Source organism: Variovorax sp. UC122_21 (assembly GCF_044056785.1).
Lineage (GTDB): Bacteria > Pseudomonadota > Gammaproteobacteria > Burkholderiales > Burkholderiaceae_C > Variovorax.
Genome location: NZ_CP172004.1, coordinates 6,549,553 through 6,570,310 on the forward strand (window position 1 = coordinate 6,549,553; position 20,758 = coordinate 6,570,310).

The following is a 20,758-nucleotide window of genomic DNA, read 5'->3' on the forward strand; positions in this document are numbered from 1 at the left end:
CGGGGCCGCGGCGTAGGGGCTCGCCGGGGAACCGCGAGGCGGCGGGGCGCGGCCCGTAAAATCCGCCGATGCCCTCCAGCCCCCCCACGCCCCCCGTGGTCGATCCCGCCGCGATGCTCGCGCGGGCGCGCGCCACCTTCGACATCGAAGCCGAAGCCGTGCTCGGCCTCAAGGCGCGCGTGGGCGACAGCTTCGTCGATGCCGTGCGCAAGATCCTCGAGGTGCGCGGCCGCGTGGTCGTGATGGGCATGGGCAAGAGCGGCCACGTCGGCCGCAAGATCGCCGCCACCCTGGCATCGACCGGCACGCCGGCGATGTTCGTGCACCCGGCCGAGGCCAGCCACGGCGACCTCGGCATGATCAAGGCGGTCGACCTCGTGCTCGCCATCTCCAACAGCGGCGAGGTCGAGGAGCTCACGGTGATCCTGCCGGTGGTCAAGCGCCAGGGGGTGCCGCTGATCGCGATCACGGGCCGCGCCGATTCCACGCTCGCCCGGCATGCCGACATCGTGCTCGACGCCGGTGTCGCCAAGGAAGCCTGCCCGCTGAACCTCGCACCCACCGCGAGCACCACCGCCCAGATGGCGATGGGCGACGCGTTGGCCGTGGCGCTGCTCGATGCGCGCCGGCTTCGGCTCGGAGGACTTCGCGCGTTCGCATCCGGGCGGGGCGCTGGGGCGCAAGCTGCTCACGCATGTGAGCGACCTCATGCGCACCGGCGCCGACGTGCCGCGCGTGGTGCCGGGCGCCAGCTTCAGCGAGCTGATGCGCGAGATGAGTTCCAAGGGCCTGGGCGCCACCGCGGTGGTCGATGCCGAGGGCCGCGCCATCGGCATCTTCACCGACGGCGACCTGCGCCGGAGGGTCGAGACCGGCGGGGACCTGCGCGGTCTCACCGCGGCCGACGTCATGCACCGCGGTCCGCGCACGCTGCGCGCCGACGCGCTGGGCGTCGAGGCGGCCGAGCTGATGGAACAGCACCGCATCACCAGCGTGCTGGTGGTCGACGCCGCGGGCCTGCTGATCGGCGCCCTCAGCATCAACGACCTGATGCGCGCGAAGGTCATCTGATGCCCTTCAAATTCCAGCCAGAGACATTGCTCGCCGCGCAGGACATCCGCATCGCCTTCTTCGACATCGATGGCGTGCTGACCGACGGCGGCGTCTACTTCACCGAGCACGGCGAGACCCTCAAGCGCTTCAGCATCCTCGACGGCTACGGCCTGAAGCTGCTGCGCAAGGCCGGCATCCTGCCCGCGGTGATCACCGGGCGCGATTCCAAGCCGCTGCGCGTGCGGCTCGAGGCGCTCGGCATCGAGCACGTGCGCTACGGCACCGAGGACAAGCTGCCGTCCGCCGAGGCCATGCTGCAGTCGCTGGGCTTCGGCTGGCCGCAGGCCGCGGCCATCGGCGACGACTGGCCCGACCTGCCGGTGCTGGGGCGCGTGGGTTTCGCGGCCGCGCCGGCCAATGCCCACGTCGAGGTGCGCGATGCCGTGCGCTACGTGACCCGCGCGCGCGGCGGCGAAGGCGCGGCGCGCGAATTCTGCGATCTGCTGGTCACCGCCAGCGGACAGTACCGGCGCCTGCTCGACGTCGCACGGAACACCGCCCTATGAAGCAGGCCTGGAACCTCCTGCGCGACGTGTTCGATCGCGTCACCATCTACCTGCCGATCATCCTGACGGCCGCGGTCGCGCTCGGCACCTACTGGCTGGTGCGCAACGCGCCCAAGCTGCTCGAGCCCACCGCCAAGGTCGCGCCCACCCACGAGCCCGACTACTTCATGCGCGGCTTCGTCATCAAGAACTTCCTGCCCAGCGGCGACCTGCGCAGCGAGCTGTTCGGCAAGGAAGGCCGGCACTACCCCGACACCGACACCATCGAGGTCGACGAGGTGCGCATGCGCTCGGTGTCGCCGCAGGGCTTCACCACCCACGCCACCGCCAACCGCGGGCTGTCGAACTCCGACGGCAGCGAGATCCAGCTGTTCGGCAACGCGGTCGTCATCCGCGACGCGGCCGTCGGCGCCAGCGGCAAGGCCTCGCCGCGGCTGGAGTTCCGCGGCGACTTCCTGCATGCCTTCCTCGACACCGAGCGCGTGCAGTCGAACAAGCCCGTCACGCTGATCCGCGGCACCGACCAGTTCACCGCCGACACGATGGACTACGACAACCTGACCGGCATCGCCAACCTCAACGGCCGCGTGCGCGGCACGATGATGCCCTCGGCGAAGGTGCCGGCGGCCAAGGCCCCCGCAGGGAAGGCGCCCGCCGCCGCGGGCAAGCGCTGAGCGCCGCGCCATGACCACCGCGCCGTCGCCCCTCGTCTTCATCACCGGCGCCTCCAGCGGCATCGGCCAGGCGCTGGCCGCGCGCTTCTACGACGCGGGCTACCGGCTGGCGCTGGTCGCGCGCCGCACCGGCGAGATCGAGGCCTGGGCCACCGCGCGCGGACTCGACCGCGGCCGCTACCTGATCTACAGCGCCGACGTGGCGCGCACCGACAGCATCGTGGCCGCCGGCGCCGCCTGCATCGAGCGCCAGGGCGTGCCCGACGTGGTGATCGCCAATGCCGGCATCAGCGTGGGCATCGATACGGCGGAGCGCGAAGACCTCGACGTGCTGACGCAGACCTTCGCCACCAACAACGTCGGGCTGGCCGCCACCTTCCATCCCTTCGTGCGCGCGATGACGCAGCGCGGCAGCGGACGGCTGGTCGGCATCGCGAGCGTCGCGGCCATTCGCGGACTGCCGGGGCACGGCGCCTACTGCGCGAGCAAGGCCGGCGTGGTCGCCTACTGCGAGAGCCTGCGCGGCGAGCTGCACGACAGCGGCGTCAAGGTCGTGACCCTGCTGCCCGGCTACATCGACACCCCGCTCACGCAGGGCAACCGCTACGGCATGCCGTTCCTGATGAAGCCCGAGGCCTTCGCCGACCGGGCGCTGGGCGCGATCGAGAGCGGCGCCAGCTACCGCGTGATTCCCTGGCAGATGGGCGTGGTCGCGAAGATCATGCGCATGCTGCCCAATGCGCTGCTCGACCGCGCGGTGCAGGGGCGCGGGCGGAAGAAGCGGCGCGGCGAAGGCTGAACCCGAGGCCGCACCGGCCGCGGCAACGAAAAAGGCTCCCGAAGGAGCCTTTTGTCTTTTTGGGAAAGCGATCAGTAGCCGCTGTTGCCGCCGCCACCGTAGCCGCCGCGACCACCGCCGCCGCCGCCACGCGGGCCGGCGCCGTAGGGGCTGCGGAAACCGCCATCGCCACCACCGCCGCCGCCGCCACTGCGGCCACCGCCGCCGTAGCCGCCACCGCCGCCGCTGCGACCGCCGCCACCACCACCGCCGTAGCCGCCACCACCGCCGCCGCCGTAGCCACCGCCACCACCGCCGCCATAACCACCACCACCGCCGCCGTAGCCGCCACCACCGCTGCGCGGGGACGTGCTTCCATCGGACGGGCTTCATTGACGACCACGCTGCGGCCGCCCAGGGGTTGGCCGTTCATGCCGTTGATGGCGGCCTGTGCTTCCGCTTCACTGCCCATCTCGACGAAGCCGAAGCCCTTCGAGCGGCCGGTATCGCGTTCCATCATGACCTTGGCGCTGGTCACAGCACCGAACTGACCGAATGCCTGCTCCAGATCACCGTCGCGCACCGAGTAAGGCAGGTTGCCGACGTACAGTTTGTTGCCCATCAAGGGACTCCTATAAACACATCAAGAAAAGCGATGGAGTCCCGATTAGCATCACTCAAACGAGAGCCGCCGAGTCGCGCGAAACTGTCCGATCACCCGGTGCCTCCAACCCGAAATGAAAAGGGAGGCTCGTGCATTATGGGTGAAATACAAGAAATGCAAGCAGGAAATTGCTTCTTGCGGTAGCACAGATTTGGCCTATTGGAGTTGGCGCACGCTTACTAACCAGGCCCCGCGCCGGGCCTTTGACACTTAAGGGTTAGAATTTGCCCGTCATTGGGGAGTAGCCGCCTTCCATCTGCGAGAAGGGCCCGTGTCAACAGACTTGTCCTGCCCCACACAGGACATGGCGCGGGCAGTGAAGAACAACACCTGGCGAGACCATTGACCGTGCAACTTCGGGAAATTTGGCCGAAGGTGTTGCACGGTCAATTGCGTCCCTTCGGCCAAGGAACCGTTTTTTCATGGAAGCTTTTCTCGTCGCGACCGGCGTCGTCGCGCTCGCCGAAATGGGCGACAAGACCCAGTTGCTCGCCCTCCTGCTGGCGGCCCGTTTCAGAAAACCCTGGCCGATCGTGGCGGGCATCTTCGCCGCCACCGTCATCAACCACGCGCTCGCGGGCGCGGTCGGCAACTGGATCACCCACTGGCTCGGCCCCGACATCCTGCGCTGGATCCTCGGCGGCTCGTTCATCGCGATGGCGATCTGGATGCTGATCCCCGACAAGCTCGACGACGACGATGCCCCGCGCTCCTCGCACTTCGGCGTCTTCGGCACCACGGTCATCGCCTTCTTCCTCGCCGAGATGGGCGACAAGACGCAGATCGCCACCGTGATGCTCGCGGCGCGCTTCACCGAGGCCTATTTCTGGGTCGTGCTCGGCACCACCTTCGGGATGATGCTGGCCAACGCGCCGGTGGTCTGGCTCGGCGACCGCATCGTCAAGCGCGTGCCGATCAAGCTCGTGCACTCGATCTCGGCCGTCATCTTCCTGGTGCTGGGCGTGGTCGCGCTGATCGGCTGGTAGCGCCGCCGTCCAAAGCCCGGGGCCTGCCGTCCCGGGCCCGCGGCGATATACTGCCTCTCGCGCCGATTTGCTCCAGCTTGCGGGCGCTTGATAAATACAGCTAAAGACGGATGCCGTGACCCGGCTCGTTTTTGGCGAGGCCGGGTTTTTCATTTCATGTCCTCGTTGGTCGTCACCCCCCAGTCGATGCAGTTCGCGGGCCCGCTGGCCCTGCGCAGCGGCGCGACCATCGGCAGCTACACGCTCGCCTACGAAACCTACGGCACGCTCAATGCCGACCGCAGCAACGCGGTGCTCGTGTGCCACGCCCTCAATGCCTCGCACCACGTCGCGGGCGTCTACGAGGGCCAGGCCCGGTCCGCGGGCTGGTGGGACAACATGGTCGGGCCCGGCAAGCCGCTGGACACCGACCGCTTCTTCGTCATCGGCGTCAACAACCTCGGCTCCTGCTTCGGCTCCACCGGGCCGATGCACGTCAACCCCGCGACCGGCCGCGTCTACGGCGCCGACTTCCCGGTGGTCACGGTCGAGGATTGGGTCGACGCCCAGGCCGCGCTGCTCGACGCGCTCGGCATCCGCACGCTCGCGGCGGTGATGGGCGGCAGCCTCGGCGGCATGCAGGCGCTGTCGTGGACGCTGCAGTACCCCGAGCGCGTGCGCCACGCGGTGGTGGTCGCGAGCGCGCCCAACCTCACGGCCGAGAACATCGCCTTCAACGAGGTGGCGCGCCGCGCCATCGTGACCGACCCCGACTTCCACGGCGGCCACTTCTACGAGCACGGCGTGATCCCCAAGCGCGGCCTGCGCATCGCCCGCATGATCGGTCACATCACCTACCTCAGCGACGACGTCATGAACGCGAAGTTCGGCCGTCTGCTGCGCAACGCGGTCGAGGGCGAGTCCGGCGGCAACGACGCGGCCTACCGCTACTCCACGCAGGAGATCGAGTTCCAGATCGAGAGCTACCTGCGCTACCAGGGCGACAAGTTCAGCGAGTACTTCGACGCCAACACCTACCTGCTGATCACGCGCGCGCTCGACTACTTCGACCCCGCGCGCGAGCACGGCGGCAACCTCACGGCCGCGTTCGCGCGCGCCAGCGCCAAGTTCCTGCTCGTGAGCTTCAAGACCGACTGGCGCTTCTCGCCCGCGCGCAGCCGCGAGCTGGTGAAGGCGCTGCTCGACAACCGCCGCAACGTGAGCTACGCCGAGATCGACGCCCCGCACGGCCACGACGCGTTCCTGCTCGACGACGTGCGCTACATGGGCGTGGTGCGTTCCTACTTCGAGCGCGTTGCGCAGGAGATCGCATCGTGAGCGACAACGACATCCAGCGCCACATCGCATCGCTCGTGCCCGAGGGCTCGCGCGTGCTCGACCTCGGCTGCGGCGACGGTGCCCTGCTCGCGCTGCTGCAGCGCGAGCGCGGCTGCACCGGCTACGGCGTCGAGATCGCAGACGGCAACGTGCTGCAGTGCATCCGCCGCGGCGTCGACGTGATCCAGCTCAACCTCGACGAAGGCCTGGCGATGTTCGACGACGCCACCTTCGACGTGGTGCTGCAGATCGACACCCTGCAGCACCTGCGCAATGCCGAGGTGATGCTGCGCGAGACCGCGCGCGTGGGCCGCTTCGGCATCGTGGCCTTCCCCAATTTCGCGCACTGGCCCAACCGCATCAGCGTGGCGCGCGGCCGCATGCCGGTCACGCGGCGGCTGCCCTACCAGTGGTACGACACGCCCAACATCCGCGTGGGCACCTTCAAGGACTTCGAGGTGCTCGCGCGCAAGAACAACCTGCGCGTACTCGATGCCTTCGGCCTGCAGGACGGCCGCGACGTGCGCTGGCTGCCCAATGCGCGCGCGAGCACCGCGGTGTTCAAGTTCGAGCACGGGGGCTGAAGGCGCCCCGCCGTCCATGGCGTTCACGCTCGCCCAGCCGGTCCACAGCGAACTGCTGATCAAGAAGAGCCGCTTCATCGGCTGCGTGCAGTCCGTGCCCGACCGCGAGGCGGCGCTGGCCGTCGTCGCCGCGCTGCGCGCCGCGCATCCGGGTGCGGCCCATGTGTGCTGGGCGCTGATGGCCGGCGGCCAGTCGGCCGCCAACGACGACGGCGAGCCCGGCGGCACCGCGGGCCGGCCGATGCTCGAGGTGCTGCGCCACCAGCAGGTCGAGGGCGCGCTCGCGACCGTGGTGCGCTATTTCGGCGGCGTGAAGCTCGGCGCGGGCGGCCTGGTGCGCGCCTACACCGACAGCATCGCGCAGGCGCTGGCCGGCGCGACGCTGGTGCCGCTGGTGCGCCAGCGCACCTTGCGCTGCGAGGTGCCGTATGCGCTCGAGGGCCTGGTGCGGCGCGAGCTGGCCGCGGCCGGCGCGGTGCTCGAATCGGTGGCGCACGCCAGCACGGTGGCCTTCGTCTTCGCGCTGCCCGAGACCGCGGCCGAGGCCTTCATCGCGCGCCTCGACGATGCTGCCCAAGGGCGCGTCGCCTGGCCGCGGGCGTGAGCCGCTTGCGCGGCACGGCGGGCGCGCCCGCTTCGTCGGGCGCCAGCGCCGTCATCGCGAGCACGCCGCGCGGCGCCAGCGGCAAGGCCGCCGCGCCGCCTTCGTCGTCGTAGGGGCGGCGCGCCATCTCGGCCGTCACGATGCCGGTGGGCACCGCGAGCACGCCCCAGCCCAGCAGCATCATCACCGAGGCGATCGCGCGGCCCAGGTCGGTCTTGGGCACCAGGTCGCCGAAGCCCACCGTGGCCATGGTCGAGATCGCCCAGTACACCGCCACCGGGATGCTGGTGAAGCCGTGCTGCGGGCCCTCGACCACGTACATCAGCGTGCCCATCACCAGCACCACCAGCATCACGAAGCCGACGAACACGATGATCTTGCGGCGGCTGGCCGCCACGGCCGAGACCAGCGCGCGGTACTCGGCCGAATAGCGCGAGAGCTTGAAGATGCGGAACACGCGCAGGAGCCGCAGGATGCGCACGTCGATCAGGTAGGCGAGCTCGGGCGTGAGGATGGCCAGGAAGGTCGGCAGCAGCGCCAGCAGGTCGATCACGCCGTAGAAGCTCAGCGCATAGCGCAGCGGCCGCTTCACGCAGGCCAGGCGGCCCAGGTACTCGAGCGTGAAGAGCGCCGTGAAGAACCACTCGAGCACGCTGAAGGTCGAGCCCCAGCGCTGGTGGATCGGCTGCACGCTGTCGAGGATCACCACCGCCACGCTGGTCACGATCACCGCGATCAGCACCAGGTCGAACAACCGGCCCGCGCGCGATTCCGATTCGAAGATCACCGAGAACAGCGAGCGGCGCCAGCCGTGCTCGGGCTTGCCGAAGCGCGCGTCGCCGGCCGCGGCCTCGGCCGTGAGGGAAGCGATGGTGTCTCGCGAGAGGAAGGTCGTCATGGTCGGGGATTGTCCGATGCGCTCCGTGGTTGGCACCGTCGCCGAATCGGACGATGATGGCGGGCGATCGATTTATTCGGTTACGCCTCTTGCGCAATGAAGTGCAAGAGGTGCCGAGTGCATTCTTACGATAGTCGTTTTCATGAGGAGCTCTCTTTTGGCCACTTCTTCCTCCCCGTTCTTCGGCAAGCGCGACCGCGAAAACGATGCATTGACCTCCAGGCCCGCGCCGCTCGTGGGCTCGGGCACCAACCTCTCGGGCTCCCCCGTCAATCCCTCCTCGTTGACCGCCCAGGCCGGCCTCAATGCCGCCTCGGCCGCCGCACCCGCAGCCAAGGAAGGCGGCAGCAAGCTCACCGTCGGCCCGAACATCAAGCTCAAGGGCGTCGAGATCACCGACTGCGACACGCTCGTGGTCGAAGGCCTGGTCGAGGCCACGATGGATTCGCGCCTGATGCAGATCGCCGAACAGGGCGAGTTCAAGGGCTCGGCCGAGATCGACATCGCCGAGATCCGCGGCGTGTTCGACGGCAACCTCACGGTGCGCGAGAAGCTCGTGATCCATTCGACCGGCAAGGTCACGGGCAAGATCCGCTACGGCAAGATCGTGATCGAGGAAGGCGGCCAGATCTCTGGCGAGATCAGCTTCGGCGCGAAGCCCGCGGGGCAAGCCGCGGCCTGATCGGCCGATCGGCCGTTTCCGATCGCAACGCGGGCCGGGTCAGGCTTTCTTCGAAGCCGCCCCGGTCTTCGCTTTTTTAGCCGCCGTGCCAGCCGTCTTCTTGGCGGCAGCCGGCGGCTTCGGCGTCTTGGAGGCCTTCGGTGCCGCTGCGGGTTCTTCCGCCGGTGCCGGTGCTTCCCAGCCCAGGCGCTTGAGCAATTCCGCCGCCGCCGCCGGTGCACGCTCCTTCGCGCCGTTGATGAAGTAGACGAACACCTCGCGCGGCTTCGCGGTCGTTCCGGCCCAGCCCTGCGCGCGCTCGGCCCAGTCGTCGAGCGCCTTCGCTGCATAACCCGTCTTCTGCTTCGCGTCGGCCATCATGAGCCGCGCATAGGCGAACTCGCCCTCGGGCTCGTCGAAGGACGGAAACTTGTCGGCGTCGGTGAAGACGGTCGACACCTTGTGCTTCTTCGCGAGCGCCTTGTAGGCCGGCACGATGAAGCTCTCGTGGCGCACGTCCATCACGTGGCGCAGCGGCGTGCTGCCCTCCTTCTTCGGCAGCAGCTCGAGGAAGGCCTCGAAGTCCTCGGCGTCGAACTGCTTGGTCGGCATGAACTGCCAGACGATCGGCCCGAGCTTGGGTCCGAGCTCGGTCACGCCGCTGTCGATGAAGCGGCGGATCGATTCGCCCGCGGTGGACAGCAGCTTGCGGTTGGTCGCGAAGCGCGAGGCCTTCATCGAGAACACGAAGCCCTCGGGCGTGTCGTCGCGCCACTTGCGGAAGTTGTCGGGCTTGAAGGTGCTGTAGTAGGTGCCGTTGATCTCGATCGCGCTGACGTGGCGGCTCGCGTAGTTCAGTTCCTTCGCGTGCGCGAGTCCCTTGGGGTAGAAGTTGTCGCGCCAGGGCTCGTAGGTCCAGCCGCCGATGCCCACCTTGATCCGAGTCGTCGATGCCTTGCTCACGTCGCCCTCCAGGTTGATCGACCGCACTCTACGCGCCCGCGGCCATGGGCGCAAAATGCGGCTTTTGTCTCGCCACCCCACCGCGGAGAACCCCGATGAACGCTCCCCTGCACCGCGAAATCCCCGCCGGCCTGCTCGACGCCGAGCGGGCCCTGTCCGACGTCACCGCCCAGTGGGACGGCGACATCGTGCGACAGCTCACCGACTACATCGCCATTCCGGCCAAGTCGCCGGGCTTCGACAAGGACTGGTCGGCCCACGGCCACCTCGAGACCGTGCTGCGCAATGCCGCGGCCTGGGTCGAGGCGCAGAAGGTCGAGGGCCTGAAGCTGGAGATCGTGCGCCTCGAGGGCCGCACGCCGGTGCTGTTCTTCGAGGTGCCCGCCACCGGCACCGACATGCGCGAGACCGTGCTGATGTACGGCCACCTCGACAAGCAGCCCGAGTTCACCGGCTGGCGCAACGACCTCGGCCCCTGGACGCCCAAGTACGAGAACGGCCTGCTCTACGGCCGCGGCGGCGCCGACGACGGCTACGCGGTCTATGCCAGCATCGCGGCGCTGCAGGCCATCAAGCGCCAGGGCACGGCCCATCCGCGCATCGTCGGCCTGATCGAGACCTGCGAGGAGAGCGGCTCCTACGACCTGCTGCCCTACGTCGACGCGCTGCGCCCGCGCCTGGGCGAGGTCGAGCTGGTGATCTGCCTCGACTCGGGCGCCGGCAACTACGACCAGCTGTGGCTCACCACCTCGCTGCGCGGCATGGCCAGCGGCACGCTCAAGGTCGAGGTGCTGACCGAGGGCATCCACTCGGGCGATGCCTCGGGGCTCGTGCCCTCGAGCTTCCGCATCATGCGGCAGGTGCTCGACCGCCTCGAGGACAGCGCCACCGGCCGCCTGCTGCCCGCGAGCTTCCATTGCGAGGTGCCGCCCGACCGGCTGGCGCAAGCCAAGGCCACGGCCGCGATCCTCGGCGAGGAGGTCTACAAGCGCTTCCCGTGGGCGCACTACGACTGCGGCGGCTCCACCATGTTCGCGTTGCCGACCACCACCGACCCGGTCGAGGCGCTGCTCAACCGCACCTGGAAGCCCACGCTGTCGGTGACCGGCGCCGAAGGCTTCCCGGCGCTGAAGGACGCGGGCAACGTGCTGCGCCCCTACACCGCCTTCAAGCTGTCGCTGCGGCTGCCGCCGCTGGTCGACGCGGCCGAGGCGGTGGCCAGCCTCAAGACGCTGCTCGAGGACAACGCGCCCTACCAGGCGCGCGTGACCTTCGAGAGCAACGGCGGCGCCACCGGCTGGAACGCGCCCACCATCACGCCGTGGTTCGAGGACGCGCTCAACAAGGCCTCGCGCGCGCACTTCGGCGCCTCCTGCGGCTACATCGGCCAGGGCGGCACGATCCCGCTGATGAACATGCTGAGCGCCGGTTTCCCGACCGCGCAGATGATGGTCTGCGGCGTGCTCGGCCCGAAGAGCAATGCCCACGGCCCGAACGAGTTCCTGCACGTGCCCTACGCCAAGAAGCTCACGGCCGCCGTGGCCGAGGTGATCGCGGCGCTGCCGGCCGCGCACCGCGCCGCGCAGGAAGCACCGGCGGCCGCGTGAGCCCGCGGGCCGCGTTGCCCGAGCCGCAGCGCGTGTCGCTCGCCGCGCCCGGCGGCGAAACGCTGGTGCTGCGCCGCCTGCCCGCGCCGGGCCCGGCGCGGGCCGTGGTCGTGCTGGTGCACGGCCTCGGCGAGCATGCCGGGCGCTACCACGCGCTGGCCGAGCGGCTGCACGGGTGGGGCTTCGCCGTCTGGGCCCACGACCACCATGGTCACGGCGCCTCGAGTGGCGCGCGCGGCGGCCTGCCGAGCGAGCTGCGGCTGGTCGACGACCTCGCGCTCGTGATCGACGATGCGCGCGCCTCCAACCCGGGCCTGCCGCTGGTGCTGCTGGGCCACAGCCTGGGCGGACTGGTCGCGGCGAGCCTGGTGGCGCGCGGCGTGCGGCCGGTCGACGGGCTGGTGCTTTCGTCGCCGGGGTTCGACCCGGGCTTGAGCGGCTTCCAGAAGCTGCTGCTCGCGGTGCTGCCGCGCATCGCGCCCAACCTGCGCGTGGGCAACGGGCTCGACGACGACTTCCTCTCGCACGACCGCGCCGTGGTCCAGGCCTACCGCGACGATCCGCTGACCCACGACCGCATCGGCAGCCGGCTCGCGCGCTTTCTCGCCTACGAAGGCGAGACCGTGCTGCGCCAGGCGCCGCGCTGGCCGGTGCCCACGCTGCTGCTGTACGCGGGCGACGACCGGCTCGTGAAGCCGGCCGCGAGCCGGGCCTTCGCGCAGGCCGCCGTGGCCAGCGGGCAGGTCGAGGCGCATGGCTTCGAGACGCTCTATCACGAGCTCTTCAACGAACGCGAGGCGCAGCCGGTGTTCGACGCGCTCGAGCGCTGGCTGGAGCAGCGCTTTCCCGCCGGGGCCTGAGCACGGGCGTTCAGGGCGCCGGCGCCCACACCGCGCGCTGCAGGTCGCGCTCGACCTCGCTCCACGCGATCGGCGCCACGTCGCCGAGGCTGCGGCCCTGGGCACCCTCGAGCGCCACGCCCGCCACCGTCTGCTGCGCCTTGGGGTCGGCCGTGCCCTGCACGTACCAGCCCTCCTCGACCTGCAGCCAGATCGCCAGGCCTTCGCCCACCGGCTTGCCGAAGCGGTAAATCATTCCGCCGTCGCCGACCTCGCGCTGCCAGCCGCGTGCTTCCAGGCCGAGCAGGCCGGCATTCGTCACCGTGCGGCCGGTCCACTGCGGCAGCGTGCGTTGCGTGCGCAGCGCCGGATCGAGCGTGGAGTGCGCCCGCGCGAGCTGCTCGAAGGGCTGCACGATCTCGTAGTCGGCCAGCACCGAGGCCCAGGCGGTGGCCAGCGCGGGGTCGCACGCCGCGAGCTCGAGCGGGTGCGCGATGCCGATGCGCGCGCCCTCGTCGTCGGGCAGCGCGAGGGGATCGTCGTGGGCATCGACCAGCTCGCCCTCGGCGCTCACGCGGAAGCTCGCTGCGAGTTCACCGCCCTCGTGGAACAGCCCCCACACCAGCTGCCGGACGAACACGCGCATCACCGGATGCCGCACCAGGAAGGCCATGAACTCGCCGTGCGTCCAGCGCCGCTGCTCGCACATCGCGGCCTCGAGCCGGCGCAGCTGCGTGGCCGCGACGGTCTTCGCCAGCTTGCGCAGTTCCTTGAGCTGCTCGGTCGCGGCGGCGGCCAGCGCCGCATCGTCGGCGGCATTGGGCTTGGGCAGCGCCTTCAGCGGCTTGCCCGCGCCGTCGCGCAGCAGGGGATGCAGGCGGTCGTCCATCTGCAGCGTGAAGCGCCGCGGGCCGAAGTCCAGCGTCAGGCCCGCGCGCGCATCGAGCCCGAGTTCGGGCACCGTGCGGTCGGCCAGCTGCGCCAGGCTCAGGCCGCGCTGCGCCGCCACCTCGTCGAGCAGCGCCGAGGCCCTTGCATTGAGGTCGGCGTAGCGCGTCTGGCGCGCGAGCTCGCCCAGGTGCATCAGCGCGGCATCGCTGCCGATCTCGCCGAGCATCGCGAGCGCGTCGTAGGCACGCACGCGGTCGAGCGCCGCGCGCCACTGGCGCAGCAGGCTCGCGAGCTGGCGCGCGGTCTCGTCGTCGCCGAGCCGGCCCTGCAGCGCGAACATCCAGCGCTCCTTGCCCGGGCGGCCGTTGCCGATCCACCAGGCCAGCAGCGCGCGTGCGAAACGCGCCAGCGCCTCGGGCGCGACCGCGGCCTGCAGCGCCGCGAGCCCCGGGTACGGCGTCTCGGGCTTGCCGAGTGCCATCGTCATCAGCACGTCGGGCAGCAGCGACACCGGCAGCGCCTGCGTGGCGTCCTCGGTGAGCACCAGACGCGGCAGGGTCGACAACGGCAGTGACTTCGGCAGCGTCGGCAGCGTTTCGGGCAGCAGGTGTTCGGGCGCGATGGCGAGCAGCTGCGACACGGCCTCGGCCGCGGCGGGGCCGTAGGCCGTGGCCTGTGCATCGACCGCATCGGCATGGCCGGCTTCGTGCAGCCAGCGCAGCGCGGCCTGCGCCGCATCGCGCGCGGTGCCGGGCGCGCCGAGCGCGTCGGGCACCAGGCCACGCGCGGCGGCCTCGGGATAGCGGCCGAGCCAGGCACAGGCTTCCTGCCGCACCCAGCGGTTGCCGTGGAAGCCCCTGGCGATCCAGGGCGCGAGCCGGTCCCATTCGATCACCGCGGCCAGCTCGAACATGGCGCGCGAGCCCTGCTTGAGATAGGTCGGCAGGCCCGGCAGCGCGGCGGTGCCGAAGCGATGCAGCAGCGGCCGCAGATAGCTCGCGTCGCCCATGTAGTGGCTCGCGGGTGGCAGCCGCGCGAACACCGCCATCGCGAGCGCCTCGGGCAGTTGCCAGAGCTGGTCGCCGCAGCTCCACGAGTCGCCGGGCGGCTTGCCGAAGTCGTCCGCCGACAGGCTGGCGCCGTGGTCGCGGATCGCGCCCTCGATGCGCTCGGCCTTCAGGCCCAGCATCCACAGCGCCTTGCGCGGGCGGTCCCAGGCCTGGGCTTCGGGTGGCGGCTGGGTCGCGTGGTGCGGGCGCGGATACTCGGCCAGCTGGCGTTCGCCGCGCTGCTGCGCTTCGCGAACCTCATCGGCCAGCCACTGCGCGGGTTCGCCGCTGACCGGCGGATAGCGCCGCGGCACCGCGTGCTGCCAGTGCAGCCGCGCGGTCCGTTCGACGGCATCGAGCGCCAGCACCGGGATCGCGGGCAGCGCCTGCCGGTCCTTCCACGGCGGTGCGCGCAGGAAGGCCGGCCACTGCGCGGGTTCGGCATCGGCCAGCCCGCCGCCGTCGTCGGCCTGCAGCCGCGCGAGCGCCTTGCGCCGGGGCTCGTCGCAGGCGGCTTCGAGCGGCGCCTGCCATTCGGGATGCGCGGCCAGCAGCTCGAGCACCAGCGTCGCGCCGGCCTGGTGGCGCGACGGGTTGGCGGCCAGCAGTTCGCCCAGCACCAGCAGCGGCCAGCGCTCGGCCTGCTTCGCGAGCGCCGTCTTGCATTCGGGATGCCGGACCTGGCCCGCGAGGAAGCGCACCGCGTCGACGTGATGGATCGCGAGCAGGTCGGCCAGCGCCTCTTTGCGCGGCGCGGCCTCGAGGAACAGCGGCAGCGCCTCGGCGCCATGCAGCTCGAGCACGCGCAGCCTCTGCGGCCGCTGCTGCCAGGCGGGCTGCGGGTGGCGACCGATGTGGTCGAGCTGCTCGTGCAGCGGCTGGGTCTCGGACAGCGTGGCGCCGCACTGGCGGCAGGGCGTGTTGCGGAATTCGGCGAGCGCGCCGCGCATCGCCGCCGTCCAGCGGACCGTGCCATCGGGCAGCGCGCCCGGATCGTCGCCCTGCTTTCCCTTGCGGCCAGCCGCCATCGCCTCTCCCCGTGGTTGTTGCGGGCGGGATTGTCGGGGATGGCCGTGACCGATTCAGGCCGCGGTGCGCGCTCGGCGGCGCGTGTGCGCGAGCCACAGCAGCGCGGCGCCGGTCAGCGCCACCGGCACCAGCGAGCCGAGGTTCAGCAGCTGCCAGCCCTGGGTCGTCACCAGCACGCCCGAGGCGAAGGAGGTCAGCGCCAGCGTCGCGAACACGCAGAAGTTGAGCGCGCCCTGGGCCCGGTCGCGCTCCTGGGCCGTGTAGGCCGTCAGCGACAGCGTGGTGCTGCCGGTGAAGAGGAAATTCCAGCCCACGCCGAGCAGGCACAGCGCGATCGCGAAGTGCCGCAGCTCCACGCCCGACAGCGCGACCGCGATGCAGGCCAGGTTCAGCACCAGCCCCGCGCCCATCACCGGCAGCGCGCCGAAGCGGCGGATCAGGTGGCCGGTGAAGAAGCCCGGCGCGAACATGCCGATCACGTGCCATTCGAGCACCAGCGCGGCGTCCTCGAACGGCAGGCTGCAGATCTGCATCGCGATCGGCGTCGCGGCCATCAGCAGGTTCATCACGCCGTAGCCGAGCGCGCCCGCGGCGGCGGCCACGATGAACACCGGCTGCCGCGCGATCTCGGCCAGTGGCCGTCCGCCGCCCTGCGCGCGCGCGCGGGCGGCGCGGGAACTCGATGAAGCGCATGAGCGCCATCGACAGCAGCGCCACCAGTGCGAGCGCGAGGTAGGCGCCCGCGAAGGGCACGGCGAACATCTGGCGCGTGGCGGCCGCGAGGTTCGGGCCTGCCACCGCGCCGATCAGCCCGCCGGCCATCACCAGCGAGACCGCCTTCTCGCGCCAGTCGGGCGCGGCGAGCTCGGCCGCCGCGAAGCGGTAGAGCCCCGCGTTGGCGTTGTAGTAGCCCGCGACCACGGTCGCGAAGCACAGCAGCCAGAAGTTCTTCGAGAACGCCGCATAGGCGCACAGCAGCGCCGAGCCCAGCGCCACGGCCAGGCCGATCTGGAACGCGCCGCGCCGGCCGAAGCGGCGCTGGCTGCGCACCACCAGCCCGGTGGCGAGCGCGCTGCCGACCACATAGCCCATCACCGGCAGCGTCGCCATCCAGCCGCGCGGCGCGATCGCGAGGCCGACCAGGCCGTTGATCGCGATGAAGGTGACGTTGTTGGTCAGGAACAGGCCCTGGCAGATGGCGAGCAGCCAGAGGTTGCGATTCATGGGGGAGGACGCGGCACGGGGGTTGCGGACGATGGGCGAGCCCGCGGTTCTACGCGAACGGCCCGGACTGCGCCAGCGGGCCAAAAAAAGCGCCCTCGCGGGCGCCGAATCCTTGATCCGCTTCTTGCAATTCAGGACTGCCGGCCTTGCAGCAGGCCGCTGAGCGAACCCAGCAGATCTTCGTGGTTGCCGAGCCCCTGCTCGGGCACCTTGCCGTGCGGCGTGAGTTGATCGATCAGGGCCGGCAGCATGGTGGCGAGCATCGGCAGCAGGGTCTGCGCATTGATGCCGAGCTTCGAGGCGATGCTGGCGATGGTGTCGCCGCCCAGCGCATCCTGCAGCTGGCCGCCCGAGACCGGCAGGTTCTCCCCCTTGCCGACCCACGAGCCGATGACGTCGCCGAGGCCCGCCTGCTCGAACTTCGAGACCAGGCCGCCAAGGCCGCCCGTGCTTCCGTTGTTGGCGAGCAGGCCGCCCAGCGCGCCGGCCAGGCCTCCCAGATCGCCCAGGCCGCCCAGGCCGCCGAGTGCCCCGCCCTGGGGCTGCTGTTGCGCGGCGCCTCCGAGCACCTGACCGAGTACCGAGTCGAGCAATCCCATGGCTTTTCCTTGGTGTGTGACAGAACCGCGGGATTTTCCCTGGCGGTGGAATGTTGCCGAAATCTTGCTTGCTGACTTTCGGCTTACTACGTGACAAATTACTTGGTACGTGCCGCGCGTTTGGGCAACAGGGCCGGGCTCACGCCCGGAACGCCGACCAGGCCCAGCACGGTGACCAGCGAATTCTGCGCGCCTTTCCATCCGTCTGTCACGTCGATCCATTCATGGGTCGAATGCGATCCGCCCGACTTGCCGCCGCCGCCGATGATGATCGCGGGGATGCCCAGCGAGATCGGCACGTTGGCGTCGGTACTGCCGCCGCGCAGCAGTGTCTTGTGGCCGAAGGCGCTGTTCGCGCGCACCGCGGCCTCCACGATCACCGAGTCGGTCGGCGTGCGGCCACCGGGACGGTCGCCGATCAGCTTGGTGCTCACGCTCAGCGTGTTCACGTTCCAGCGCCTGTTCTCCTCGGCCACCGCCTCGTCGAGCGTCGCGAGGATCTTCTTCTCGGCCTCGAGCAGCGAGGCCATGTCGTCCGAGCGGATGTCGATCGCCATGCGCGCGTCGGGCGCGATGGTGTTGACCGAGGTGCCGCCGCCGACCGTGCCGACCGTGAAGGTGGTCTTGGGGAAGCTCGGCGTGCGCACCTCGGCGATCTTGGCGATCGCGCGGCCCATGCCGTGGATCGCGCTCGGCACCTGGCCGAAGGCGCCGAAGCTGTGGCCGCCCGGGCCCTTGAAGCTCACCTCGTAGCGATGGCTCGCGGTGCCCAGCACCAGCACGTGGCCGTCGGGCGAGGGTTCGAGGCCGACCATGCCGTCGATGTCGAGGTGGTCGCGGAAGATCGCCTTCATGCCGCGCAGGTTGCCGAGCTCCTCCTCGCCGACGTTGGCGACGAACAGCAGGTCGCCCTGCGTCTGCACCTTGTTCTCGTTGAGCACCTTGAGCCACGACAGCAGCACCGACAGGCCGCGCGTGTCGTCGGCGATGCCGGGCGCATGGAGCCTGCCATCGCGTTCCTTCACCTTCACGTCCGTGCCGGCGGGGAACACGGTGTCGAGGTGGGCCGAGACCAGCAGCTTCGGGCCATGGCCCGTGCCCTTGCGCAGGCCGACCACGTTGCCTTCGGCGTCGATGCGCGCATCCGTCAGGCCGAGGGCCTTCATGCGCGCGAGGAAGGCCTCGGCGCGCTTCTGTTCCTTGAACGGCGGCGCCTCGATCTCGGTCAGCGTCTTCAGCTCCTCCACCGCGCGCTCGTGGTCCGCCTTCACCGCCTCGAGCAGCTTCTGGATCGCGGGCGCGGCCATCAGCTGCGTGTAGGCCCGGTCGACCTCGGGGCTCACCTGCGCCGGCGTGGGCGCCACCGGCGCGCTCTGCGCCCTGGCGAGCTGGACGGTGCCGAAAGCCGCCAGTGCGATGGCGAAGGTCAGCGGGGCGAGCCGGGGCGCGCGAAGCGGTCGATGCATGGGCGGGAGATCCTTTGGAAACGATGCAATGGAACGTGGAGCCCCATTGTTCCGAAAGGCCCGCGCTCGCGCGTCGCGGAAAACACCCACGAGGATTCCGGGGGAGCGGCCGAGGGGGCCGCCGGCTCACCTTGTCAGGCCAGCCGCACCAGCGCCGCGAGCGCGGCGGTCTCGGCGCGCAGCACGCGCGGACCCAGCGTTACCGGTGCGAAGCCGCGCGCGATGGCGTCGGCTTCCTCGGTGCCGCTCAGGCCGCCTTCGGGGCCGCTGAGCACCCGCACCGCGGCCGGGTCGCCACCGGCCTGCGCGAGCGCATCGCCGAGCGCGCGCGTGCCCTCGGCCAGGCTCAGCACGAGGCGCAGCGCCGGGCCGTGCCCGCCGTCGTCCGGCGCCGCATCGAGCCAACTGGCCAAGGAGCGCACCGGATGGATCGCCGGCACCCGGTTGCGCCCGCACTGCTCGCAGGCCGCGATGGCGATGGCCTCCCAGTGCGCGCGCTTCTTCTCGGCGCGCTCGCCGGCCAGCCGCAGCACGCCGTGCGCCGTGACCAGCGGCTGGATGCTCGCCACGCCGAGCTCGGTGGCCTTCTCGACCAGCCAGTCCATGCGCTCGTTGGCCGGCATGCCGACCGCCAGGTGCACGGCGCGCGCGGCCTCGCTCTCGCGCGCCGTGTGCGCACCGACGACCACGCTGACCTCGCTGCGGCCCATGCGCTCGACCGTGGCCGCGTACTCGCCGCCGCTGCCGTCGAACAGCACGATGGCATCGCCGGGCTGCAGCCGCAGCACCTGCACGTGGCGCGCGGCACCGGGCGGCAGCGCCAGCGTGGCGCCGGCCTGCAGCGGAACGGAGCAGTGAAAACGCGGCATTGCTATGAGATTCGGAGCTGCATTCCCATGTTGCATGGGCGATACAGCGTCCCTTCCTTCAGGTTTCGTTCAGCGCTTCTTCAGCGGTCAGACCCGGCCGTAGGCGAAGCCGGTGGTCGCGGTCGTGCCTTCGACCTCGTCGATCACCCGCAGCAGCGGCGTGAGTTCGCTGTAGCGGCTGGCGGTGGCGCGGATGTAGGCGATGAAGCGCGGGGCGTCGGCCAGGTAGCGCGGCTTGCCGTCGCGCAGCGTGATGCGCGCGAAGATGCCGGCCACCTTGAGATGGCGCTGCAGGCCCATCCACTCGACCGCGCGGTAGAAGGCGCCGAAGTCCTCGTCGACCGGCAGGCCGACCTTGCGGGCCTTCTGCCAGTAGCGCACGGTGATGTCGAGCACGAACTCCTCGTCCCAGCTCAGGAAGGCATCGCGCATCAGGCAGGCGATGTCGTAGGTGATCGGGCCGTAGACGGCATCCTGGAAATCGAGCACGCCCAGCGGCGCCTTCGCGCGCTCGGCGAGCGTGTCGCCCGGCGCCACCATGAGGTTGCGCGGCATGAAGTCGCGGTGCACGTAGACGCTGGCCGCGGCGAGGTTGCTGTCGACGATCAGCTTGAAGCTGCGCTCCAGCCGTTCCTTCAGCTTGCCCTCGATGGCGATGCCGCGGTGGCGGCCCAGGTACCACTCGGGAAACAGCGACAGCTCGCGCTCGAGCAGCGCGCGGTCGTAGGGCGGCAGCACGCCGGGCTTCGAGGCGAGCTGCCAGCGGATCAGCGTGTCGATCGCCTGGTCGTAGAGCGGGCGGCTGGTGTCGGGGCGCTCGGGGTCGAGCACCTCGAGCATGGTCTGGCGGCCCAGGTCGTCGAGCAGCAGGAAGCCGTGGGCCTGGTCCCATTCGAGCACGCGCGGCGCATGCACGCCGGCCTCGGCCATGAGCTGCGCCACCTGGACGAAGGGGGCGCTGTTCTCCTTGTCGGGCGGCGCGTCCATCACGATGCGCGTGCCCTCGGGGCCGCTGCTGTCGACGCGGAAGTAGCGGCGGAAGCTCGCGTCGGCGGAGGCGAGCCGCACGGTGTCGGGCCGCAGGCCGTGCGAAGCCGCGATGCCGGCAAGCCAACCCCGGAACGCTTCGGCCCGTTGAGGATCAGTCCAGGAAATGGCCCCATGGAGGGCTGGGGCCGTGGAGGCCGGGGGCGGGGGTGCTGTCATGGATAATCGATTCTACAAACCGCCTGGCGCGGCAACCTCTGCGATCGGCGCCCGATCGGGACCGGTTCGCCGCCGGCTCCCGCAACCGGCCGGCCTGCCGCGCCGCCTCCCCCGACGTTTCCTTTGTCCGAACCGATGCCTACGAATCCATGCCCCGACGCCTGGCACCTTGTGCGCTCGCTGCCTTCCTCGGGAGGACGCCAGGCTCTCCTCGGAACGGATCGGCGGGAG

Annotated in this window: 17 protein-coding genes, 3 pseudogenes and 1 riboswitch; of the genes and pseudogenes, 11 read left to right on the forward strand and 9 right to left on the reverse strand. The window is 70.6% G+C overall.

The window, feature by feature from the left end; all coding sequences use genetic code 11:
- Positions 1-68 precede the first annotated feature (68 nt).
- The 4 genes and pseudogenes from ACHMXE_RS43600 to ACHMXE_RS43615 all read left to right on the forward strand — a co-directional run bounded on the left by ACHMXE_RS43600 (position 69) and on the right by ACHMXE_RS43615 (position 3,092).
- Positions 69-1,071, forward strand: a pseudogene (locus ACHMXE_RS43600) (SIS domain-containing protein).
- The gene (locus tag ACHMXE_RS43605; RefSeq protein ID WP_395349568.1) at positions 1,071-1,619 is read left to right on the forward strand and encodes a KdsC family phosphatase; all 549 of its coding nucleotides are present in this window, start codon (positions 1,071-1,073) and stop codon (positions 1,617-1,619) included. The pseudogene ACHMXE_RS43600 and the gene ACHMXE_RS43605 overlap by 1 nt, the downstream one beginning before the upstream one ends.
- Positions 1,616-2,293: an LPS export ABC transporter periplasmic protein LptC gene (gene lptC / locus ACHMXE_RS43610; RefSeq protein WP_395349569.1), complete on the forward strand. Its 678-nt coding sequence runs from the start codon at positions 1,616-1,618 to the stop codon at positions 2,291-2,293. The genes ACHMXE_RS43605 and lptC overlap by 4 nt, the downstream gene beginning before the upstream one ends.
- 10 nt (positions 2,294-2,303) lie before the next feature.
- Positions 2,304-3,092 (forward strand): SDR family oxidoreductase, encoded by a 789-nt coding sequence (locus ACHMXE_RS43615; RefSeq protein ID WP_203203473.1) that lies wholly within the window; start codon positions 2,304-2,306, stop codon positions 3,090-3,092.
- A 71-nt stretch (positions 3,093-3,163) separates the two neighbouring features.
- Here ACHMXE_RS43615 and ACHMXE_RS43620 read toward each other — a convergent pair.
- Positions 3,164-3,693: pseudogene (locus tag ACHMXE_RS43620) on the reverse strand (RNA recognition motif domain-containing protein).
- A gap of 266 nt (positions 3,694-3,959) precedes the next feature.
- Positions 3,960-4,149: riboswitch (yybP-ykoY riboswitch) on the forward strand.
- A gap of 8 nt (positions 4,150-4,157) precedes the next feature.
- Here ACHMXE_RS43620 and ACHMXE_RS43625 point away from each other — a divergent pair.
- The 4 genes from ACHMXE_RS43625 (at position 4,158) to ACHMXE_RS43640 (ending at position 7,226) form a co-directional block, all read left to right on the forward strand.
- Positions 4,158-4,721 (forward strand): TMEM165/GDT1 family protein, encoded by a 564-nt coding sequence (locus tag ACHMXE_RS43625; RefSeq protein WP_395349570.1) that lies wholly within the window; start codon positions 4,158-4,160, stop codon positions 4,719-4,721.
- A gap of 156 nt (positions 4,722-4,877) precedes the next feature.
- Positions 4,878-6,038, forward strand: coding sequence for a homoserine O-acetyltransferase (locus ACHMXE_RS43630; protein ID WP_209540203.1), 1,161 nt, complete (start codon positions 4,878-4,880; stop codon positions 6,036-6,038).
- Complete coding sequence (gene metW, locus ACHMXE_RS43635; RefSeq protein WP_203203470.1) at positions 6,035-6,622, forward strand: methionine biosynthesis protein MetW; 588 nt, start codon at positions 6,035-6,037, stop codon at positions 6,620-6,622. Before ACHMXE_RS43630 ends, metW begins: the two co-directional genes overlap by 4 nt.
- 16 nt (positions 6,623-6,638) lie before the next feature.
- Positions 6,639-7,226, forward strand: a complete 588-nt coding sequence (locus ACHMXE_RS43640; RefSeq protein WP_057597360.1) for a YigZ family protein — start codon at positions 6,639-6,641, stop codon at positions 7,224-7,226.
- Here ACHMXE_RS43640 and ACHMXE_RS43645 read toward each other — a convergent pair.
- The gene (locus tag ACHMXE_RS43645) at positions 7,171-8,124 is read right to left on the reverse strand and encodes an ion transporter (protein ID WP_395349571.1); all 954 of its coding nucleotides are present in this window, start codon (positions 8,122-8,124) and stop codon (positions 7,171-7,173) included. The two genes, ACHMXE_RS43640 and ACHMXE_RS43645, sit on opposite strands and share 56 nt — an antisense overlap.
- A 157-nt stretch (positions 8,125-8,281) precedes the next feature.
- Here ACHMXE_RS43645 and ACHMXE_RS43650 point away from each other — a divergent pair, with 157 nt between their 5' ends.
- The gene (locus ACHMXE_RS43650) at positions 8,282-8,806 is read left to right on the forward strand and encodes a polymer-forming cytoskeletal protein (protein ID WP_261212084.1); all 525 of its coding nucleotides are present in this window, start codon (positions 8,282-8,284) and stop codon (positions 8,804-8,806) included.
- A gap of 39 nt (positions 8,807-8,845) precedes the next feature.
- Here ACHMXE_RS43650 and ACHMXE_RS43655 read toward each other — a convergent pair whose 3' ends face one another.
- A complete protein-coding gene (locus tag ACHMXE_RS43655) occupies positions 8,846-9,748 on the reverse strand; it encodes a DUF72 domain-containing protein (protein WP_395349572.1) in 903 nt (300 codons plus the stop codon).
- A 95-nt stretch (positions 9,749-9,843) separates the two neighbouring features.
- Between ACHMXE_RS43655 and ACHMXE_RS43660 the strand changes: the two genes are divergently transcribed.
- Positions 9,844-11,355, forward strand: a complete 1,512-nt coding sequence (locus ACHMXE_RS43660; protein WP_203203466.1) for a M20 family metallopeptidase — start codon at positions 9,844-9,846, stop codon at positions 11,353-11,355.
- Positions 11,352-12,215 carry a lysophospholipase gene (locus ACHMXE_RS43665; RefSeq protein ID WP_395349573.1) on the forward strand — a complete coding sequence of 288 codons (864 nt, stop codon included), beginning with the start codon at positions 11,352-11,354 and terminating at the stop codon, positions 12,213-12,215. Before ACHMXE_RS43660 ends, ACHMXE_RS43665 begins: the two co-directional genes overlap by 4 nt.
- A 10-nt stretch (positions 12,216-12,225) precedes the next feature.
- Here the strand turns inward: ACHMXE_RS43665 and ACHMXE_RS43670 are convergent, their stop codons facing one another.
- The 6 genes and pseudogenes from ACHMXE_RS43670 to ACHMXE_RS43695 all read right to left on the reverse strand — a co-directional run bounded on the left by ACHMXE_RS43670 (position 12,226) and on the right by ACHMXE_RS43695 (position 20,527).
- A complete protein-coding gene (locus ACHMXE_RS43670) occupies positions 12,226-15,162 on the reverse strand; it encodes a DUF4132 domain-containing protein (protein WP_395349574.1) in 2,937 nt (978 codons plus the stop codon).
- A 54-nt stretch (positions 15,163-15,216) separates the two neighbouring features.
- A pseudogene (locus ACHMXE_RS43675) lies at positions 15,217-16,387 on the reverse strand (MFS transporter).
- A gap of 131 nt (positions 16,388-16,518) precedes the next feature.
- Complete coding sequence (locus ACHMXE_RS43680; protein WP_395349575.1) at positions 16,519-16,986, reverse strand: YidB family protein; 468 nt, start codon at positions 16,984-16,986, stop codon at positions 16,519-16,521.
- 98 nt (positions 16,987-17,084) lie between these two features.
- Positions 17,085-18,452 (reverse strand): M20/M25/M40 family metallo-hydrolase, encoded by a 1,368-nt coding sequence (locus tag ACHMXE_RS43685; protein ID WP_395349576.1) that lies wholly within the window; start codon positions 18,450-18,452, stop codon positions 17,085-17,087.
- 134 nt (positions 18,453-18,586) lie between these two features.
- On the reverse strand, positions 18,587-19,321 hold the full coding sequence (locus ACHMXE_RS43690) for a 16S rRNA (uracil(1498)-N(3))-methyltransferase (RefSeq protein ID WP_395349577.1): 735 nt from the start codon (positions 19,319-19,321) through the stop codon (positions 18,587-18,589).
- An 87-nt stretch (positions 19,322-19,408) separates the two neighbouring features.
- On the reverse strand, positions 19,409-20,527 hold the full coding sequence (locus ACHMXE_RS43695; protein WP_395349579.1) for an aminoglycoside phosphotransferase family protein: 1,119 nt from the start codon (positions 20,525-20,527) through the stop codon (positions 19,409-19,411).
- Between the last annotated feature and the right edge of the window lie 231 nt (positions 20,528-20,758).

Excerpts from the sequence above, each read along its gene's own strand:
- ACHMXE_RS43660 (WP_203203466.1), top strand. The coding sequence starts at position 9,844 with ATGAACGCTCCCCTGCACCGCGAAATCCCCGCCGGCCTGCTCGACGCC.
- ACHMXE_RS43645 (WP_395349571.1), bottom strand. The coding sequence starts at position 8,124 with ATGACGACCTTCCTCTCGCGAGACACCATCGCTTCCCTCACGGCCGAG.
- ACHMXE_RS43625 (WP_395349570.1), top strand. The coding sequence starts at position 4,158 with ATGGAAGCTTTTCTCGTCGCGACCGGCGTCGTCGCGCTCGCCGAAATG.
- ACHMXE_RS43690 (WP_395349577.1), bottom strand. The coding sequence starts at position 19,321 with ATGCCGCGTTTTCACTGCTCCGTTCCGCTGCAGGCCGGCGCCACGCTG.
- ACHMXE_RS43630 (WP_209540203.1), top strand. The coding sequence starts at position 4,878 with ATGTCCTCGTTGGTCGTCACCCCCCAGTCGATGCAGTTCGCGGGCCCG.
- ACHMXE_RS43680 (WP_395349575.1), bottom strand. The coding sequence starts at position 16,986 with ATGGGATTGCTCGACTCGGTACTCGGTCAGGTGCTCGGAGGCGCCGCG.
- ACHMXE_RS43670 (WP_395349574.1), bottom strand. The coding sequence starts at position 15,162 with ATGGCGGCTGGCCGCAAGGGAAAGCAGGGCGACGATCCGGGCGCGCTG.
- ACHMXE_RS43605 (WP_395349568.1), top strand. The coding sequence starts at position 1,071 with ATGCCCTTCAAATTCCAGCCAGAGACATTGCTCGCCGCGCAGGACATC.
- lptC (WP_395349569.1), top strand. The coding sequence starts at position 1,616 with ATGAAGCAGGCCTGGAACCTCCTGCGCGACGTGTTCGATCGCGTCACC.
- ACHMXE_RS43615 (WP_203203473.1), top strand. The coding sequence starts at position 2,304 with ATGACCACCGCGCCGTCGCCCCTCGTCTTCATCACCGGCGCCTCCAGC.
- ACHMXE_RS43640 (WP_057597360.1), top strand. The coding sequence starts at position 6,639 with ATGGCGTTCACGCTCGCCCAGCCGGTCCACAGCGAACTGCTGATCAAG.
- ACHMXE_RS43695 (WP_395349579.1), bottom strand. The coding sequence starts at position 20,527 with ATGACAGCACCCCCGCCCCCGGCCTCCACGGCCCCAGCCCTCCATGGG.
- ACHMXE_RS43685 (WP_395349576.1), bottom strand. The coding sequence starts at position 18,452 with ATGCATCGACCGCTTCGCGCGCCCCGGCTCGCCCCGCTGACCTTCGCC.